Raw genomic sequence first — 18,701 nt, 5'->3', positions numbered from 1 at the left:
TCTATGCGTTCGCACATCCGGTACGAACACGATATTGCCCAGTAGTTCTTATAGTCGGCTCAGCACGATCTCTCAAAGATCCGGCACGTGGATGTGCCTCAAGATTTTTCCAGGTTGGCCAGAATGTGCCCGTGAACCCGCATGCACACCTTCAAATCCGCCTCGTCGACGCCTTCGAACAACTCATGACGCAACTGTGTGGCAATGGTTTCGATTTGTTCGATCAGCGGCAGGGCCGGTGCGCAGAGGACGATTTTTTTCGCCCGGCGGTCTTCCATTACGGACTGGCGTTGCACCAGGCCCTGGCTTTCCAGACTATCGAGCAAGCGCGCGAGGGTCGGCCCTTCGACGCCGACGCTCTGCGCCAGCTCACGCTGGGTCGGCGCTTCTTCAAAACGCGCCAGATGCAGCAGCACCAGCCAGCGCGCCTGGGACAACCCCAGCCCGGCGAGGCGTCGATCCAGTTCGGCACGCCAGCCACGGGACATCTGGGCCAGTTGCATGCCAAAGCGGTGTTGATCGGTTAACGGCATAAAACACTCACGGTTAGACTGAAAATAAAGAATTTCTAATTATTAGCCAGCTAAGCATGAGCTGCAGTTATAGGCAAGTGGTGGTCTGTACTGAATCGTTACATCTTGAAGCCCCCTCACCCTGGCCCTCTCCCAGAGGGAGAGGGGACTGATTGGGGGATATTCGGGAATTACGCCGACGTGACAGCTCTGCGCTGAATCCATAATCGACTCGGGTTTTCAGGTCGATGTATGGCGCAAGACAGCTCGGTCGGCCCCCTCTCCCTCGGGGAGAGGGCTGGGCGGGCGGCGTTCCGATGAGGGCGGGGCCAGATTACATCTCGAATTCCGACTGCAACGCAGCCCGCACGCAATACAGCACGCCTTCCGGCACCCGGCCGGCAAACAGCTCGGCCACCTCGGTGACCGACGGCAACTCGCCTTCGCCATCGAGGAAGGCGTCCTGCACTTCGCCCATCAACTCTTCAGGCAAATCCAGCGCCTGCTCCAGCGACAACTGCTGCTTGCCGATCGCCTCAGCGAGCATGGTGTAAACGTTCTTTTCCGAGCACTGCAACTGACCGGCGATCTGCAGCGGGGTCATGCCCGCGCGAGCCAGGGTGATCAGTTCATGGCGCACATCGGCCACCACTTTCGGCGCCTCGACTTCGCCGCCAAGCACTTCGAGGAAGGCATCGCCGTAGCGCTCCAGCTTGCGTGCACCGACACCGCTGACCCGGGCCATTTCCGCCAGCGAGGTCGGCTGGCTACGGAGCATTTCCAGCAAGGTCGAGTCGGGGAAGATGACGTACGGTGGCACGCCATGTTCTTCTGCCAGTTTGCGCCGCAGGGCGCGCAAGGCTTCCCACTGTTCGCGCTCTTCGCCGCGTACCAGTTGGCTGGCCGGGCTCTTGCTGGCGGTTTTGGCCGTAACCTGCGGTTTGAGATCGCGGCGCAGCTCCAGCGTGACTTCGCCCTTGAGCAATGGCCGACAACTGTCATTCAAACGCAATCCGCCATAACCTTCGTGATCGACATCGGCCAGACCGCGCGCCACCAATTGGCGGAACAGCGAGCGCCACTCGCTTTCGCTCAACGCCTTGCCGACGCCGTATACCGACAGATGCTGATGGCCGAAACTGCGGACTTTTTCGTTTTCCTTGCCCAGCAATACGTCGACCAGATGACCGACACCATAACGCTGGCCGGTGCGAAAAATCGCCGACAGCGCCTGACGCGCGGGCTCGGTGGCGTCCCAGGTCTGCACGCCGTCGACGCAGTTGTCGCAATGGCCGCACGGCTCGGGCATGTCTTCATCAAAGTACGCCAGCAGGGTCTGACGACGGCAGCGGGTTTCTTCGCACAGCGACAGCATGGCGTCGAGCTTGTGCTGCTCGAGACGCTTGTGCCGCTCGTCGCCTTCGGAGTTCTGCAGCATCTGCTTGAGCATCACCACGTCTTGCAGACCGTAGGCCATCCAGGCATCCGCCGGCAGGCCGTCACGGCCGCCGCGACCGGTTTCCTGGTAATACGCTTCGAGGGATTTCGGCAGGTCGAGGTGCGCGACGAAGCGCACGTTAGGCTTGTCGATGCCCATGCCGAACGCCACGGTAGCGACCATGATCAGGCCTTCCTCGTTGAGGAAGCGCTTCTGGTTGAAGGCACGTAGTTCATTGGGCAAACCGGCGTGATACGGCAGCGCCGGGAAGCCCTGCTCGCTCAAAAACGTTGCGACTTCTTCGACTTTCTTGCGCGACAGGCAATAGACGATGCCGGCATCGCTGCGCCGCTCGGCAAGGAACGCCAGCAACTGCTTGCGCGGCTGCTCCTTGGGCACGATGCGGTAGAAGATGTTCGGCCGGTCAAAGCTCGACAGGAAGCGCTCGGCATTCTGCAAATGCAGACGCGTGACGATTTCTTCGCGGGTACGCTTGTCGGCGGTGGCGGTCAGGGCGATGCGCGGGACGTCGGGAAACATCTCGGCCAATTGGCCCAGTTGCAGGTATTCCGGACGAAAATCGTGACCCCATTGCGACACACAGTGGGCTTCGTCGATGGCGAACAGGGCGATGTTCAGCCCTTGCAGGAACGACAGCATGCGCGGCTGCACCAGACGCTCGGGCGCCAGATACAACATTTTCACTTCACCGCGCTTGATCCGCGCCGCCAGGTCACGCTGCTGCTCGGCGCTCAACGTGGAGTTCAGCGCGGCGGCGGCCACACCGAGTTCTTCGAGGGTGGCGACCTGATCGTCCATCAAAGCGATCAATGGCGACACCACCACGGCCAGGCCATCGCGCAACAACGCCGGCACCTGGAAGCACAGGGACTTGCCGCCACCGGTAGGCATCAGCACCAGCGCATCACCGCCACTGGCCACGCGCTCAATGATTGCACCCTGACGGCCACGGAAACTGTCGTAGCCGAAGATGTCCTTGAGGACGCGCTGAGCCTGTTCGAGCATAAAAACTCCAAAAATCTACCGATACATCCCTGCTCAGGCTGGTTCAGAACAGCCGGGGCTGCTTAAACAAAACGTAAGAGCGCATTGCATGACAGCCGCAAGACGGGCAGGGATCGCAAAACGCGGCAGTATACCCGAGCCCTCCCCTGCACAGGGCGACACCCGTCGATACAATCGCTGATATGGGGTCGCGACGGAGCAAATCAGCCATGCGGCTGGCTTGAGCGCGCAAGAAGGCCTAGAATTCCCGCATTGTTTATTCCCCAAGGTAGCCCCGTAATGTCCTTCGCTGAGCAACTGACCCGCCTGCAAGTTTTCCTCGACGCCGACGAGCTGCATGACGAGGCGCTGGATTACGTGGCCGCTCACGGCTACCTGACCGCGCTGTCGATCTGCGCCGAAGAAGTACCGGAGCGTGAGTGGATCGACGCCCTGTTCGCCGAAGAGCCGCATTACAGCAGCGACGCCCAGCGCGAAGAGATCGAAGCCACCCTGATCGGCCTCAAGGCCCACATCGCCCGTCAACTGGCCTCCGATGAAGAGTTCGAGCTGCCATGCGAACTGGATCTGGGCGACGAGCCGGACGATTCGGAACTGCGCGGCTGGTGCATCGGCTTCATGGAAGGCGTGTTCCTGCGTGAAGCGGCCTGGTTCGAAACCGCCGAAGAAGAAGTCAGCGAAATGCTCCTGCCGATCATGGTCGGTTCGGGCCTGTTCGACGAACAGCCAGAGTTCGAAGACATCGCCAAAGATGCCAACCTGATGGACGACATGATCGTGCAGATCCCGGAAGCCCTGACCGCGCTGTACCTGCTGTGCCAGGCACCCGACGAAAAACCGGCGATCCTCAAGCCACGTCACCACTAAGATCCGGCCTATGGACAATCCCATAGGCAACCGCTCCCTGATGTTGCGCTACATTCTGCTGGCCATCGGCTGGCTCAGCGTGGCATTGGGGGTGATCGGGATTTTCCTGCCCGTCCTGCCCACCACCCCTTTCCTTCTGCTCGCCGCGGCCTGCTTCGCGCGCAGTTCTCCACGTTTCTATCGCTGGCTGGTCGAGCATCCACGGCTCGGGCCATGGATTCGCGATTACCTCGATGGCAACGGCATTCCGCTCAAAGGCAAGGTCTACGCGATCGGGCTGATGTGGGCGAGCATTCTGTTCTCGTGTTATCTGGTACCACTGCCGTGGGCGCGAGGGTTCATGTTGACGAGTGCGGTGTTGGTGACGGTTTATATTTTGCGGCAGAAGACGTTACGTAAATCCTGCCCCCCGTCCCGATGTCCGCTCGTCGGAAACCGTCATACCCCTGTCAGATCTGACAGTAGGCAGACCCACGCGTCAGCGCTCTAATCCTTCGTCAATGGTGCCGTCACCCAGACATTCGGGCACCCCTTGCAAAGGTGAGCACTCATGAACAGTCCAGTTGCGCCCTCAGGTTCCGCATCGAGTCAACAAATCCAGATATTCCCTCCACCCTCCGGCGGCATTGGGGTTCTGGCTCTTTCGCCGTTTTACATCACAAACCACAAACCACAGCCTGACGGGGCCATGGGCGTCAACGTAGCCATGGCTAACAGCGACCTAAGCGGGGTACTGGCCTGGATTTTTCCTTACTCGAATATGAGCATCAGCGACAAGATTCACGTTCACCTTGCCCCTCATCCACTTCCAGTCGCTGAAATCACGGTCGGCCCCGAACACTTCAACGATAAGGGAGTGGCGCAGCTGATTTCCTTCTACATCTCTTTAGATGATCTGGAGTTCAGCTTTGCGCCAAATTCCTTGACCAGTCTGGAGGGGAAGATTGTTGTTGAACGTATTAGTGGCAACCTTGAAGAATCAACACCTATTGGAGTGCTTTATAAATATCCGCCACCCGGTCCACAGGATCCCGACAGCAGTACCGCAAAAAACGAGGCGATGACCAAACCAATCGTCGCGGATCTGGTGATCGACCAGACCATTATCAACGACGGCACCTGGGTGAGGATCCTGCAATACCCCAATCAATGCATTGGCGACGTGGTCACAGTCGCCTTTGGACCTGAACTCGTCAGCGTTACAGTGACCGCCCTCGGGGATGTCTCGATTGAAATCACGGCCGCAAAGCTGGCCACCCTCAAGCCGACCGACAATCTGCCGGTAAGCTGGTCGGTACACGACACTGTGGAGAATTTCAGCAAATGGTCGCTTCCGACCCCCATCAAGGTAATACCTGGCATTTTCTTGCTTGCGGCTCCGTTCTGGGATTTAGCAGACACTCAAAACGTGCTGAATCACGACTTGCTAAAGGGTTTGGATACATCGGTGACGACCAGCGCTTCGTTTGCCGCAGGAGACATTATTAACCTGACACTACAGGGTCATACAAAAAACGGCGAAGCTCTCTTCTACACCGACAGCCGGACGCGGACGACCGCTGGCAAGACGCAGATCTTCGACATTGCGAATGAACTCATACGAAACGCAATCGGCGGGGAAATGTGGGCATCCTTTACCGTCACCAGCGGTAATGTCACCCAGCAATCAAAACCCGCCAACGCCATCATCACTGGCACATCCCAACCCTTGGGACTGCCAGCTGTCACGCCACTGACTGCTGCAGGCGAAGTACCGGAAGATGCCCCCACAGTGGCGGTAGAGTTTGCCAAATACTGGCCTTTGAGAAAGGGTGCAACAGCACTGTGTTACTGGCAGGCCCTCAGTGAAACAGGCACGGCTATTCTCTACATTTTTCAACAGATCATCACTGATGAAAAACTGCCGATCATTTTCCACGTAGAGAGCAAATTCGTCGCACCTTATGCTGGCGGTCCTCTGTCGGTGAAGTGCGAAATCAAAAATCCCGGGGAGGCCACAGTGTCTTCCGATCTGCTGCAATTGCAGATCAGTGCGAAGAAAGTCATCACGATCAATCCACCGATACAAGTGCCCAGAGGAACAATTGATCCGCTGGACGGTGATTGGCTTATGCGGGCCGAATACCTCGAAGCTCAGGACGGTCAGATGGGCCGACTGAGGCAGGAGAATGCCCCAGCCGGTGCCTCTCCCTTCCCACGACTGCCATTCAACAAAAACAAACGTATCAATTGGCCGCTTGAACCCGCGTTTCGCATTCGCCATCAAGGAGAGGAAGTCAATCTGTTCTGGAACTTGTGGAGTAACGGAGAAAGAATCGCGTCCTCTTCGCCGACGAAGGTAGTGATTGCTGCTGTGCAACCAGAAGACCCTCGTTTTCCGACAATAACCGTGGCAGGTGTCACAGCGTCTGAACTGGATGTGAAAAGCCTTGAAGCCAGCGACATGCTTAAAGTGCCGGCATGGCCCCTACAGGCAATAGGGCAATTGATCTGGGTGACGCTGGAAGGTGTTGATGCCTCCGGGAACAAAGTCGTATTGGATGTGGTTGTCGGTGAGCGCGTTATTTCAATCGACGGCTATGAAAAGTTGATCCCGCTTGAACGGTTTCAATCGCTCAAACACCTATCCGAGGCGATTATCTCGTGCTGGGTAAGTTTTTCAGGCCAGCACGAAGAGAAGTCAAAAGTCAGGTTCCCCACCCGAAAATACCTTATTAAATCGATACTTCCACTGTCGATGAACACAGCACCGATGACGCTGTCGGGGTTATCCGTTAAATACCCATGGCACGTGACTGGAAATGCCTCTATCGGAAATACCGACATAAGGTACCCAGTAGGCGGCACCGCTCCCTACATCTTTACCTCCGACAAACCTGCAGTCGCCTCTGTGACTTCAGCTGGCGTCGTCACCGGGAATGCCAATGGCACTGCCACCATCACCGTAACGGATCAAAACAAAAGCTCACTGTCATTCCCAGTTTACGTCAGCAATGTGTTTCGCTTGGCAATCAATGAAAACAGCATGAACTACCAGCAAGCTGTGAACTGGATGTATTCGCTGGGAGGATTCCCTGTCTCGAGTGCAGCGATTAATGACTTGCAAAGGGTTTATGGACGAATGCCGATTTATAAACATTACTGGTTATGTGAGAAGGGGGCGTGTCAGAACATATCGGCGGGCTTCGCATTCTTTCACCATGAGTATCGCGGCATTTACTGCGCGGATGCGGCTGCGGCCTATTCTGGAGCCTGGTGTCTGCTGAGAACATAAAGCGCTCATGCTGAGAAACCGAAGAAGTGGGAAAAGGGCACCTATTTATTTTCCACTCCCGACTCTACAGACCCGCGCTCCCGGTCAACCGGGAGCGCGGGTTTTGTCGTTTCCGCGCTTGCGGAAACCCTTGTTGAAGCATGTTGAATTTTATGACCGAAAAGCCACGTAACCTTGCGTAATTGCCTACAGCTACGCCAGAATCCGCCGGCTTGTGCGCCTAGGGGACGGGATCTATTGTTGGTCGGTCGCTGACTCATTCAGCGATCGGGTTTAGCGACCCGAATCTGTGTAGGCGCACTAGTGCTCCAAAGCTCATCGCAAACGATTTGTCTGCGATTGATGTCATGGCGGCTGTGCGTGGGAGACCTTCGGGTCTGCCGGGCGCCTACACCCGGTTCGCTAACCTGCGTCCAGCCGCCACCTTCTTTTGTTTAGCGACAAATTTGGTGGCCTCACATGTAGGAGCTTCACCATGATCAAACCCACACCCAACCCGCCCGAAACAGACCCCACCTCCCCCTACGAATCCCTCGATTCAAAAAAACTCCACGAAGCCGCCGACCGCGCCCTCGACCATTACCTCTGCCCGCCCGGCTCCACGCCACCGCCCCGTAAAACCCGCCGGATGTACGCCGTTACCGCGGACTTCAAAAACGAGGAACTGCTGGCCGATGCTTATGAAACACTCGCCTCGGCCAGAACCATCGCCCATGACTTCGCCCATCTCATGCCCGCTTCGCAGCGCCGGACGTTGTTGGGGATCGCGCAATTGATCATGCTCGGCGAGCTGGCGGTGAATCGGGTGCTGGATAATCTGCAGCTGCCGGGGTAAGTCAGACGACCGATCGTTCCCACGCTCTGCTTGGGAATGCCTCTTCGGTCGCTCTGCGTTCGGCTCTGGAAGGGACGCAGAGCGTCCCGGGCTGCATTCCCACGCAGTGCATGGGAACGATCACGTCAGGCAGAAAAAACCCGCCGCCCCGATGATCGGGACGGCGGGTTTTGTCGTTTCCGGCCTCAGATCACACCGTATCCACCTTCAACGAATGATCATTCAGCATGCCGCTGATGATCGTCGCGGTGTCATGCCCGCCAGCCACCACCCCGCCCGCTCCCGGCGTCACGCCGTAGTGACTGGCCAGGTTGACGCCGGCCAGGTCGATGGTCTGGTTCGGCGTGGCGCCGGCCATGGCGCTGACATCGATGCTGGTGAGCACCGAGGCGCCGCTGCCGCTGACGGTGAAGTGCAGGTAATCATCCAGCGACGCGGTAGTGCCGTTTTCACCTTGCAGCAGTTGCGACAGGTCGAGCTTGTCGGTGCCGGGGGTGAAGTCGGTGATCAGGTCGTGGCCGCTGTTGCCTTTGAGCCACTGGAAGGTGTCGGCCCCTGCCCCGCCGGTCATCGTGTTGTTGCCCAGACCGCCGATCAGCAGGTCATCGCCGCCGCCACCGTTGAGGATGTCGTTACCGAGGCCGCCGTTGATCACGTTGTTATTGTTGTCGCCGGTCAGGGTGTCGTTGAAGTTCGAGCCGACGAGGTTTTCGATGCCGGTCAGGGTGTCCGTCCCCGCGCCGACGGTGTTTTGTGCACCGAGCAGGCCGAGGTTGACCGTGACCCCGGCCGTGGCGTGGGCGTAGCTCGCGGTGTCGATGCCAGTGCCACCGTCGAGCAGGTCATTGCCCGGGCCGCTGTAGAGCAAGTCATTACCCGCACCGCCGTGCAGTTCGTTGTTGCCCGAGCCTGCGGTGAGCACATCGTTGCCGTCGCCACCGTTGAGGATGTTGTCGCCAGTGCCCGCCACCAACACGTCATCCCCCGAGGTGCCGGTGAGGGTGTGGCCATCCTGATAAGTGATGGTCACGGCGGCGGTATCGCTGCCGCCATGGTTGTCGTTGGCGGTGTAGGTGCCGTGGTAGTCCGGGGTCACGTCATGGGCGCCGGCGTAGTTGACCGTCATGGTCAGTTGATAGTTTTCCGCAGCGTTGGTGTTGCTGCCGCTGGTGTTGGTGATGTTGGTCACGTGGATCTGATAGGTGCCGTCGGCGCTGGCAGTGATGGTGCCGCCGTCGGCGATGCTGACGAACGCCCCGCCGTTGAGTGAATACTCCAGCGTGACATGCCCGGCCGCCAGGTTGTGATCGAGATTGAGGGTCTCGCCCTGTTTCAGTTTGACGGTGATCAGGTCTTCATCGTTGGCATTGGCGTTGGTCACCGCACCGAGGTAGCCGCTGACCACCAGCACCGCCGTCATGGCTGCAGTGTTGGCAGCGAACGCATTGCGCACATCGGCGAGGTTCTGGTTGGCCGCCGTGTTGCCGGTGCCGTTGAAGGTGATCGCGCCGCTGCCGGTGAAGTCCGCGCCCTTCGCCGCCCAACCGGTATTGAAGCTGGTTGGCGTGGCGTTGAGGGTATCGCCATTCGGATCGGTGTCATTGGCCAGCAGCAGCTCGCCCGGCACCACAATATTGCTCGACAGCACGTTGGTGATGATGTGGTCGTCCACCGCCACCGGCGGCGCGTTGGGGATGACTTTCACGGTCAGCGTCGAGCTGGCAAGGTCGCCGTCGTTGTCGCTGACGGTGAAGCCGATGTTTTCGGTGATCACCACCGCAGTGGTTTTTTGCGAGGTGTAGCTGTAGTCGCCGGTGTCGAGGTTGATCACCAGCGTGCCGCTGTTGTTGGTGGCGATGCTCAGCGTGTTGTTCACGGTGTTGAAGGTGCCGTGGTTGACGCCGCCGCTTGGCGTCAGCGAACCCTGGCCGCCGTTGGCCTTCGGATCGTATGTGTAGGTGGTGCCGTCGACCACGATGGATTTGATGAAGCCGCCATCAGCGCCGAACGTACCGCCCTCGCCCAGCAGCGAACCGGTGACCGGCGCGCCTTCGACAGTGCCCGACAACACCGAGTTGAGCTGGTTGAGATCAGTCACCACCACCGCATTGGTGTTGGTATGCGTGATGCCGTCGTACGCCAGTGGATCGAGGTTGGCATTGCTGACGCCACTGCCCAGGCCAATCGCGTAGTTCTTGATGTTGTTGGCATCGAGGAAGGCTTTTAACGTCGCTTCGTCGGCAGTGCCGATATCGCCCTCGTTGGGTTTGCCGTCGGAGAAGAAGTAGCCGACGTTCTGTGCCCCGGTGAGTTTGCCTGAGGTGTTGAACGCGTTGTACATGGTCGCCACGGCGGCGTCGTAGTTGGTGCCGCCGCCGGCAGTCAAGCCGGCGAGCAAGGTCTTGGCCGTCGCCACATCCACCCACACCGTCGTCCGGTCAGTCGCATTGCTGCTGAAGGTGACGAGCTGCACTTTCACATCGCCGAGGTCGTCGTACTTGTCGAGCAAGGCACTGATCGCCTGCTTGGCCAGCGCCAGCCGCGACAGACCCGGCACGCCGGAGGCGTCGGCCATACTGCCGGAGATGTCGAGAACGATCAGGATGTTGGAGTCGATCTCCACCGCCGTCACCGAACGCTCCGACGCCACAGCTTTGGGCACGTCATCGACGATGTTGACCACGAGGGTGCTGGTGGTGCTGTTGCCCAGCGCATCGGTGGCTTTGTAGGTGAAGCTTTCGCTCAGGGTGTTCGGCCCGTCGTTGGCGTTCGGCGTGGTTTTCGGCGCTGAGGTCAGCGTGTAGGTGTAAGTGCCGTCAGCGTTGAGCTGGATCTGCCCGTAAGTGCCGGTGGCGCTGCCAACCAGGGTGTAAGTGATCGCGCCCGTGCCGCCAGTGACCGCGCCGACCAGTGTGCCGGTGGCAGTTTCACCGGTATTGCTCGGATCGCTGCCGGTGACCGTGCCGGGGGCCAGATCCTGGCCGTCCTTGGTCAGGTCGAGAGCTTTCTCGTAGACCGTCACGTCCTGATCGACCGAGGCTACCAGTTTGCTGTCGGCGACATTGACCGTGATGGTGGTAGTGCTTTCATCGCCGTCGCTGTCGCGGATGGTGTAGGTGAAGGTGTCGGTAGCGCCGGGTGGGCTCACCGAGTTCGGATTGCTGTGGTAAACGGCGTTGCCCGCCGCGTCCAGGGTCAGGTAACCGTAGGCGCCGTTGATGTTGCTGTTGAGGCCACCGATGGCCGAGGTGCCGGTGTTGCTGCCGGCACGCACGCCGACCACCGTGGCCGCGCCATCGGCACCGCTGACGTCATTGCCGAGCACGCTGAGATTGACCGTGCCGCCTTCCGCCACCGAGCCGGTGTCGGGTTTGGCGGTGGGCAGGTCATCGATGATGTTGACGTTGATCTGGCCGCTGGCGGTGCTGCCGTCGGTGTCGGTGGCCACCACGTTGAAGTTCTCGGTGATGCTGTTGGCACCGTTGGCGTTCGGGTGGGTTTCGTTATCCACCAACGTGTAGCTGTAGCTGACCACGCCGGTCGCCGGGTTGTAACCGGTGATGGTGAACGTGCTGCCCAGCGGCGAGACGACCGACTGCGGGAAGCCTGCGGCCACGCCATTGGTCACTACGGCAATGCCACCGACGGTGAGGGTTTGCAGGCCATCGAGGGCGGTGACGGTGAAGGTGCCGCTCTGGGTCAGCGCCGGGGTGTCGGGGCTGGTGCCGTCGCTGAGGTTTTTCTCGTAGACGGTGAGTTCGCCGCCGTTGACGTCGAGGCCGTTGAGTACCACCGGATCGTCATTGTTGTGGATGTTCAGCACCAGGTTGGCGGTGCTGGTATCGCCGTCGGCATCGGTCAGGGTGTAGCTGAAGGTCTCGGTGCCGTTGCCACCGCCGTGCAGGTTTTTGAAGTCGGCGTCGTTGGGGTTCAGCGTGTAGGTGTAAGTGCCGTTGGCGTTGAGCACCAACGTGCCGTAAGTACCGACAAGGGTAGCGGGCGTGATCGGGCCGGCATTCGGCCCGGTCGCGACGACATCGGCACCTTGCACGTCGTTGGTCAGCACGTTGCCGGTCAGGGTCAGTTGAGTTTCCGAAGCGGTGTTGGCGTTGCTGTCATTGACCGCTTTCGGCACGTCATCGACGATGCTGACGACAATGGTGCTGGTGACCACGTTGCCCAGCGAGTCGGTGGCCTGATAGGTGAAGGTTTCGGTCAGGGTGTTGGCACCGTCGTCGGCATGCGGCGTGGTGGTCGCCGGCGATGTCAGCGTATAGGTGTAGGTGCCGTTGGGGTTGAGGACGATCTGCCCGTAGTTGCCGGTGGCGCTGCCAACCAGCGCGTAACTGATCGCACCGACGGCCCCGGTGACCGAGCCGACCAGCGTGCCAGACGCAGTTTCGCCGGTGCTGGTCGGGTCGCTGCCGGTGACCGTACCGGGCGCCAGATCCGCACCGTCCTTGGTCAGGTCGAGGGCTTTCTCGTAAACGGTGACGTCGGTGTCGCTGGTTGCGTTCAGTTTGCTGTTGGCGACATCGATGGTGATGGTGGTGGTGCTTTCATCACCGTCGGAATCGCGCACGGTATAGGTGAACACATCCACCGCGCCCGGACCGCTCACGGCGTTGGGATTGCTGTGGTAAACGGCGTTGCCATTGGCGTCCAGGGTCAGGTAACCGTAGGTGCCATTGATGTTGCTGTTGAGGCCGCCAATGGCCGACGTTGATGTATCGGCGCCGGCGCGCACGCCGACCACTGCGCCGGTTACGGCCGGGCCATCGGCGCCACCAATGTCGTTGTCCAGCACGTTGCCACTGACGGTGCCGCCCTCCGCCACCGATGCGGCGTCAGGATGGGCGCTTGGCAAATCATCGACGATGTTGACGTTGATCTGGCCGCTGGCCGTGCTGCCATCAGTGTCGGTGGCGACGACGTTGAAGTTCTCGGTGATGCTGTTGGCGCCGTTGGCGTTCGGGTGAGTCTCGTTGTCGACCAGGGTGTAGCTGTAACTGACCACACCCGTGGCAGGGTTGTAACCGGTAATGGTCAACGTGCTGCCCAATGGCGTGGTCACCGATTGCGGGAACCCTGCGGCGACGCCGCCGGTGACCACGTTGATGCCGCCCACACTCAGGGTTTGCAGACCATCCAGAGCGGTGACGGTGAACGTGCCGCTTTGGGTCAGGGCCGGCGTGTCAGGGCTGGTGCCGTCACTGAGGTTTTTCTCGTAGACGGTGAGTTCGCCCCCGTTCACATCCAGGCCATTGAGGATCACCGGATCGTCGTTGTTGTGGATCTGCAAGACGAGGTTGGCGGTGCTGGTGTCGCCGTCGGAATCGGTGATGGTGTAGGTGAAGGTTTCCGTGCCGTTGCCGCCGCCGTGGAGGTTTTTGAAGTCGGCATCGTTGGTGTTCAGCGTGTAGGTGTAGGTGCCGTTGGCGTTCAGCACCAGCGTGCCGTAAGTCCCGGTGAATGTACCGGCGGTGACCGGGCCGGTGGTTACTCGGTCGGCGCCTTGCACGTCGTTGGTCAGCACGTTACCGGTCAGCGTCAGTTGGCTTTCCGAAGCGGTGGTGGTGTTGCTGTCGTCCACGGCTTTTGGCAGGTCGTCGATGATGTTCACATCGAGCGTCGCGTTGGCCGTGGTGCCGTTGTCGTCGACCACCGTCACGGCGAACTGCTCTGGCAGATTGTTCGCGCCGTTGGCGGTTGGATGCGCTTCGTTGTCGACCAGCGTGTAGCTGTAACTGACCACGCCGGTTGCGGCGTTGAAACCGGTGATGGTCAGCGTACTGCCGAGCGGCGTGGTCACGGATTGCGGAAAGCCTGCGGCGACGCCATTGGTGACGACGGCGATGCCGCCAATGGTCAGGGTGGTGACGCCGTCCAGAGCGGTAATGGTGAACGTGCCGTTTTGAGTCAGCGCAGTGGAGTCCGGTGCGCTGCCGTCAGTGAGGTTTTTCTCGTAAACGGTCAGTTCGCCGCCATTGACGTCGAGGCCGCTGATGACCACTGGATCGTCGTTGTTGTGGATCTGCAGGACGAGGTTGGCGGTGCTGGTATCGCCGTCGGAATCGGTAATGGTGTAGGCGAAAGTTTCCGTGCCGTTGCCGCCGCCGTGGAGGTTTTTGAAGTCGGCATCAGTGGTGTTCAGCGTGTAGGTGTACGTGCCGTTGGCGTTGAGTACCAAGGTGCCGTAAGTCCCGGTGAAGGTGCCCGGGGTCACTGGTCCGGTGGGTACTCGGTCGGCGCCTTGCACATCGTTGGTCAGGACATTGCCGGTCAGGGTCAGCAAGGTTTCCGATGCGGTGCCGGTGTTGCTGTCATCCACCGCTTTTGGCAGGTCGTCGATGATGTTCACATCGAGGGTGGCGTTGGCCGTGGTGCCGTTGTCATCGACCACGGTAACGGCGAATTGCTCAGGCAGATTGTTCGCACCGTTGGCGTTCGGGTGCGCTTCGTTGTCGACCAGGGTGTAGCTGTAACTGACCACGCCAGTGGTGGCGTTGAAACCGGTGATGGTCAGTGTGCTGCCCAATGGCGTGGTGACCGACTGCGGGAAACCGGCGGCCACGCCGTTGGTGACGACAGCGATGCCGCCGACGGTCAGGGTCGTCACGCCGTCGAGAGCAGTGATGGTGAACGTGCCGCTTTGGGTAAGCGCGGTGGAGTCCGGTGCACTGCCATCGCTGAGGTTTTTCTCGTAAACAGTGAGTTCACCACCGTTCACATCCAGACCATTGATGATCACTGGATCGTCATTGTTGTGGATCTGCAGGACGAGGTTGGCGGTGCTGGTATCGCCATCGGAATCGGTGATGGTGTAGGCGAAAGTTTCCGTGCCGTTGCCGCCGCCGTGGAGGTTTTTGAAGTCGGCATCAGTGGTGTTCAGCGTGTAGGTGTACGTGCCGTTGGCATTGAGTACCAAGGTGCCGTAAGTCCCGGTGAATGTGCCGGGCGTAACGGGACCGCTGGGTACGCGATCCGCACCTTGCACATCGTTGGTCAGGACATTGCCGGTCAAGGTCAGCAAGGTTTCAGAGGCCGTCGATGGATTGCTGTCATCGACCGCTTTTGGCAGGTCGTCGACGATATTCACGTCAAGGGTGGCATTGGCAGTGGTGCCGTTGTCATCGACCACGGTGACGGCGAACTGCTCAGGCAGATTGTTCGCACCGTTGGCGGTTGGGTGCGCTTCGTTGTCGACCAGGGTGTAGCTGTAGCTGACCACGCCGGTGGTGGCGTTGAAACCGGTGATGGTGAGTGTGCTGCCCAGCGGGGTGGTGACCGATTGCGGGAAGCCTGCAGCCACGCCGTTGGTGACCACGGCGATGCCGCCCACGGTCAACGTGGTGACGCCATCCAGTGCGGTGATGGTGAACGTGCCGTTTTGGGTCAGCGCGGCGGCATCCGGTGTGCTGCCGTCACTGAGATTTTTCTCGTAGACCGTCAACTCTCCGCCTTCGACGTTCAGGCCATTGATGACCACCGGATCGTCATTGTTGTGGATCTGCAAAACCAGATTCGCCGTGCTGGTATCACCGTCGGAGTCGGTGAGGGTGTAGGCAAAGGTTTCCGTGCCATTGCCGCCGCCGTGGAGGTTTTTGAAGTCGGCATCGTTGGTGTTCAGAGTGTAGGTGTAAGTGCCATTGGCATTCAGCACCAAGGTGCCGTAAGTGCCGGTGAACGTGCCCGGGGTTACGGGCCCGCCAGGCACGCGGTCGGCGCCTTGCACGTCATTGGTCAGGACGTTGCCGGTCAGCGTCAGTTGAGTTTCAGACGCTGTGCCATTGCTGTCGTCAAACGCTTTCGGTACGTCGTCGGTGATGTTGACGTCGAGCGTGCCGGTCGCCGTGTCGCCATTGCTGTCGCCGGCAATCACGGTGAACTGTTCGCTGAGATTGTTGGCACCGTCGCCGGCCGCATGGCTTTCGTTGCCATTGAGGGTGTAGCTGTAGCTGACAACGCCAGTCGCCGGGTTGTACCCGGTGATGGTCAGGGTGTTGCCCAGTTGCGAGGTGATCGATTGCGGGAAGCCGATCGGCACACCGCCAACGATAACGTTGATGCCGCCGATGCTCAGGCTGGTCAGACCATCCGGTGCCGACACGGTGAAGCTGCCGCTTTGGGTGAGCGCGCCTGGATTGGCGGCCGAGCCGTCAGGCAAATTGGCTTCATTGAGATTCAGCTCGCCACCGGGCACGGCCAGGCCGGTGAGGGTTACCGGATTGTTGACCGGTGGCGGCACCACGATTGCCGGGGTGTCATTGCCGTTATCAATCACGGCGTTGTGGCGCTCTTCGGGGAATTCGGGAATACCGCCGAACCCGGCAGTAGGAAAACCGATGATCGGATCGACCCGGCCGCCGACTTCCGTCAGCAAGACGAAACTGTGACCACCACCCAGCTCACCCGGCGCACCGCCCGGGGCATTCGGGCCGGCGGCAGTGGCTTCGGCGTTTTTAGTCGGGTCGTCACCGGCGGCGATGGCTTTCTGGATCTGCTCAACGTCCGTCAGTTGCGCTTCGCTTGGGGTCAAGGCTTCCGGTGCATTCACGTGGGCGGCCTGATCGGCCAGCAACTGGCCGGTCATGGTCAGGCTGCTGTCGCGCCCCAGGGTCAGCTCCTGGCCGTTTTGCAGATGAACGGCGACGGCGCCTTCTGCGCCGGTGATCAGTTGATCGCCGGCAAACAGACGATCCCCCTCAACCAGTGCGCGTTTGGTGCCATCGGGTGACTGAGCGAAAACCTGGCCAATGACTTTAGTGACTGTACCGATGAGCGTTGCCATGTGAAATCCTCCGCTGCCGACCACCGTCGGCACTGGTAAGCGAAGCAGCCCATGGCTCAATCGGGTTGTCGGAGGCGACGCTCGCACCTTCGACAGTTCGTTTCGCGGGTGACGCCTTAGGGAAACTTCAGTGCGATCAAGCACTTGCGAACCCTGATCAAGGCAACAAACCCACTAACGCTACGTAACGGTGGTGAATCACCCGAGTGACAAAAATCTGTCGCTCATCAGCCGCTACGCGTCCCTCCCCTTCAGCAGTACTTCGCCGTATGTCGCAAAGTGAGTGGAACTTTCCTCAAGCCTTCTTGCACTCCCTAAAGCGCATAAAACAAAGGCTTTCATGCTGAACAATGTGCCGCTTTTTACAAAGCGCATAAGTTTTTTTCGGCATAAGCCTTATGAAAATTTTTTCTTAGCTACGCTTCAGGATGTTCTTAGCTCTGTTGTTACAAGAGTGAAACGCCTACACCTAAAAATATCGTCAAATATTTGGCGACAGTTACACACCATCAGGACTCAGGGAGATGCACCCATGCGCGTTCTAACCCCCCTCTGCAGCGCGGTTTTGCTGGCCATGGCTTGCACTTCTCAAGCCCAGGCCATGAACCTCACCGAGGCCATCCAAAGCACCATCGCCACTCACCCGGAACTGGCTTCGCGCGTGGATGCGCGCCTGGCGGCTGATGAACAAGTCAAAGTCGCCAAGGGCGGCTTCTATCCGTCCGTCGATTTGAACGCCGCGTATGGCCGTGGCTACAGCGACAACACCAACACCCGGGCCTTCGGTAATCACCACACCGAAATCCTCAATTACACCCAGTCAGAGCTGCGTCTGCGGCAGATGCTGTTTGACGGTTTCAACACTGCCAACGAAGTCGAGCGCACCAAAGGCGTGTCCAATTCGCGCGCGTACTATGCGCAAGGCACTGCTCAGGATCTGGCCCTGCGCACCATCGAGGTCTACCTCGAAGTGCTCAAGCGCCGCGAGCTGGTGACGCTGGCCCGCAACAACCTGCAAGCGCACTTGCGCGTCAACGATCAGATCGGCCTGCGCACCGAGCGCGGCGTCGGCAGCACCGCCGACTCCGATCAATCGGTTGCGCGTAAAGCGCTGGCGCAAAACAACCTCGACACCGCTGAAGTCGATCTGGCCGACGCCGAGTCGAACTTCTACAGCGTGGTCGGGCGCATGCCCGATGAGCTGGAAGCGCCTGCCTCGACCCGTGGTGAATTGCCCGCCACCCTGCCGGAAGCCCAGCAGAGCATGGTCGAAAACAACCCGTACCTGAAATCCGCGCAGGCGGATGTGCAATCGGCCGAGAGTCAGTACGAAGTCGCCAAGTCGCCGTTCTATCCACGCTTCGATGCTGAAGCGGCCGTCGGCGCGAACAACAACGTGCAGGGCGATGAAGGCCACGACAACGAATGGCGTGTGGGTGTGGTGATGAACTACAACCTGTTTCGCGGTGGCAGCGACAAGGCGCGACTGGCCTCCGATGCGCACCAGATCAACCAGGCGATGGACATCCGCAACAACGCCCTGCGTCAGCTCAACGAGAACATTCACCTGGCCTGGAACGCCATGGTCAACGCGAAGAAACAGACCCCGACCGCCCGCGAATACGCCGAAACCACCAAGCGTGTACGCGCCGCGTATCAGGATCAGTTCGGCCTCGGCCAACGCACGCTGCTCGACTTGCTCGACAGTGAAAACGAGCTCTACAACGCCAATCGTCGCTACACCGAAATCCGCTACACCGAGGAATATTCGATGTACCGCGTGCTGGCCAACATGGGCCAGTTGCTGAGCAAACAAAGGGTGGTGCTGCCGGCCGATGCAATCGCCGCGACCGAAGTGAAAAACGAGGCGCGCCTGCCGGAACTGAAATAACCAACTCCCTGTAGGAGCTGCCGCAGGCTGCGATCTTTTGACGTTGTTTTTTACGATCAAGATCAAA

General features: G+C 59.7%; 7 protein-coding genes and 1 pseudogene. 5 read left to right on the top strand and 3 right to left on the bottom strand.

The window, feature by feature from the left end; genetic code table 11:
* Positions 1 to 98: 98 nt before the first annotated feature.
* Positions 99 to 533, bottom strand: coding sequence for a MarR family transcriptional regulator (locus tag P3G59_RS07965; protein WP_007919713.1), 435 nt, complete (start codon positions 531 to 533; stop codon positions 99 to 101).
* A gap of 313 nt (positions 534 to 846) precedes the next feature.
* The gene (recQ, locus tag P3G59_RS07960) at positions 847 to 2,976 is read right to left on the bottom strand and encodes a DNA helicase RecQ (RefSeq protein WP_277761132.1); all 2,130 of its coding nucleotides are present in this window, start codon (positions 2,974 to 2,976) and stop codon (positions 847 to 849) included.
* 279 nt (positions 2,977 to 3,255) lie between these two features.
* On the opposite strand from recQ, the gene P3G59_RS07955 reads away from it, so the two are divergent.
* From P3G59_RS07955 to P3G59_RS07940, 4 genes and pseudogenes are all read left to right on the top strand, one after another.
* Entirely contained in the window at positions 3,256 to 3,843 is a 588-nt protein-coding gene (locus P3G59_RS07955) for a YecA family protein (protein ID WP_123465629.1), read from the top strand.
* A gap of 10 nt (positions 3,844 to 3,853) precedes the next feature.
* Positions 3,854 to 4,234: pseudogene (locus P3G59_RS07950) on the top strand (YbaN family protein); the annotation flags it as partial.
* 159 nt (positions 4,235 to 4,393) lie between these two features.
* Positions 4,394 to 7,117 (top strand): Ig-like domain-containing protein, encoded by a 2,724-nt coding sequence (locus P3G59_RS07945; protein WP_277761131.1) that lies wholly within the window; start codon positions 4,394 to 4,396, stop codon positions 7,115 to 7,117.
* A 475-nt stretch (positions 7,118 to 7,592) separates the two neighbouring features.
* Positions 7,593 to 7,952, top strand: a complete 360-nt coding sequence (locus P3G59_RS07940) for a DUF6124 family protein (RefSeq protein WP_277761130.1) — start codon at positions 7,593 to 7,595, stop codon at positions 7,950 to 7,952.
* A 190-nt stretch (positions 7,953 to 8,142) separates the two neighbouring features.
* On the opposite strand, the gene P3G59_RS07935 is transcribed toward P3G59_RS07940, so the two are convergent.
* Positions 8,143 to 16,743: a retention module-containing protein gene (locus P3G59_RS07935; protein WP_277761129.1), complete on the bottom strand. Its 8,601-nt coding sequence runs from the start codon at positions 16,741 to 16,743 to the stop codon at positions 8,143 to 8,145.
* A gap of 532 nt (positions 16,744 to 17,275) precedes the next feature.
* Between P3G59_RS07935 and P3G59_RS07930 the strand changes: the two genes are divergently transcribed.
* A complete protein-coding gene (locus P3G59_RS07930) occupies positions 17,276 to 18,634 on the top strand; it encodes a TolC family outer membrane protein (RefSeq protein WP_277761128.1) in 1,359 nt (452 codons plus the stop codon).
* Positions 18,635 to 18,701: the final 67 nt, after the last annotated feature.

The organism is Pseudomonas sp. A34-9 (genome assembly GCF_029543085.1).
Lineage (GTDB): Bacteria > Pseudomonadota > Gammaproteobacteria > Pseudomonadales > Pseudomonadaceae > Aquipseudomonas.
The sequence above is the reverse complement of the archived record's forward strand: the minus strand, read 5'-3'. Positions and strand labels throughout refer to the sequence as shown.